1 protein-coding gene and 2 pseudogenes are annotated in these 1,590 nt (G+C 40.6%); 2 read left to right on the top strand and 1 reads right to left on the bottom strand.

Annotation, left to right across the window (positions count from 1 at the left end; genetic code table 11):
• Positions 1–263: pseudogene (locus tag GNF10_RS36760) on the bottom strand (hypothetical protein); the annotation flags it as partial.
• A 41-nt stretch (positions 264–304) separates the two neighbouring features.
• Between GNF10_RS36760 and GNF10_RS36755 the strand changes: the two are divergent.
• Both GNF10_RS36755 and GNF10_RS36750 read left to right on the top strand, forming a co-directional pair.
• Positions 305–1,111: a DUF5131 family protein gene (locus tag GNF10_RS36755; protein WP_185583557.1), complete on the top strand. Its 807-nt coding sequence runs from the start codon at positions 305–307 to the stop codon at positions 1,109–1,111.
• A 63-nt stretch (positions 1,112–1,174) separates the two neighbouring features.
• Positions 1,175–1,590 (top strand): annotated as a pseudogene (locus GNF10_RS36750) (hypothetical protein); the annotation flags it as partial.

The raw sequence follows: 1,590 nt of genomic DNA, 5'->3' as shown, positions 1-1,590 counted from the left end.
CTTTGGATTTCTATATGAATCAACAGCCAAGATTCTTCGCCCCCAATGCGATAGATTTTCACCAATTTATCAATTAGCCGTTTTCCTAATTCAGCATCACGAACTACTTGTTGTAACTCTTGATCTAGAAACTCGAAACCTCTACTCCAATCAATTTGAGCATGGGCTTGAGGAAAAAAGAATTGCATGAAGTCTTCAAAATACAACTGCAACATCTGCTTCCACGGGGAATCATATTCCGTTTGAGGTGTTTTATTAGTCATACTCAACTGTTCAATTTCAAGTTAATGAGAGAAAAGTAATCATGCCAACAAATATAGAATGGGCAGACTTAACAGATAATATCATCCGTGCCAAGCGAGGCGGTTGGTGGTGTCAAAAAATATCTGATGGGTGTAAAAATTGCTATAGCGAAAAGCTAAATCAAAATTCTTTTTTTGGTGGGAATAAGCAACCCTACTCTGGGCAACTACCAGAGCTAGTGTTAGATACAGAAGCTATTCGGAAATGGGGGTTCCAAAGGAAACCTAAGAAGCATTTCGTTTCTTCAATGACTGATGTTTTTGGTGAATGGATTCCACGTTCTTGGCAACATGAAATGTTAGATGGAATGTTCGTAGCGCCAAAGCAGATATTCCAAATCCTCACTAAGCGCCCAGAAGTTATGTTGTCATCTATAAATGAATGGCTCTCTAATCATGGGCTAGAGGAATTACCTTCTAATATTTGGGTTGGAACTTCTATAGAAAACCGTCGCACTCTTGAAGAACGTAGTCAATTCCTTGCCCAAATTCCAGCTAGTGTTAGGTTTTGGTCAGTTGAGCCATTACTAAAACATTTGGGCGAGATTAGCCAATATTTGAATGATGTCCAGTGGCTTATTATCGGTGGTGAATCAGGGCCAGACTCTAGACCATGCCATATCGAATGGGTCGAGTCTCTCGTCAAACAGTGCAACGAGTCAAAAACGCCTGTGTTTGTCAAGCAATTGGGGTCAAATGTTTATTTGAATCAGCAACCTTTTAAAACGAAACACGCCAAAGGCGGCGAACTTGCGGAATTTCCTCAACAGATACAAATTCGGGAATTTCCCAACTTCACTTGTGATTAGAAACAAATCCCTCGATTGTTAAGAGACTTTCGAGGGAAGGCAATTTTTATTAGGTATATCATTATGACTTTAGCAGAAAATCAGCTTAATAATCGGACAGCTTTTGAAGTCTTCATTCCCGGTTTTTTTGATGATTATCCACTTGAATCATCAGAATTCCGGCTGTACGCGCATATCCAAAGAAGAGCGGGTGTAAGCGGTTGCTTTGAGTCTATTCCGAAGATGGCTAAACATTGTTACATCGCTCTCAAAACTGCCAAAAATGCCATCAAGCTTTTACTAGCCGCCGGAATGATTGAAATACAAGAACGTATTGGAACGACCAACATTTATACTCCCACTCCACCTTCTTTGTGGGTTTCTCCTGATCAAATTCAATTACTTCGTTCACAAATCAAGACAGCAAAAGAAACCCCAGTCAAAATTAACCCCAGTCAAAATTGCACGGGGGGTGGGGGCAAAATTGCACCCAGTGGGGG

This window comes from Nostoc sp. UCD121 (genome assembly GCF_014222285.1).
Taxonomy (GTDB): domain Bacteria; phylum Cyanobacteriota; class Cyanobacteriia; order Cyanobacteriales; family Nostocaceae; genus Nostoc.
This window is presented reverse-complemented; position numbering and strand designations above follow the sequence as displayed.

Bases quoted from the DNA above. Each gene is read 5' to 3' on its own strand.
- GNF10_RS36755 (WP_185583557.1), top strand. From the start codon at position 305: ATGCCAACAAATATAGAATGGGCAGACTTAACAGATAATATCATCCGT.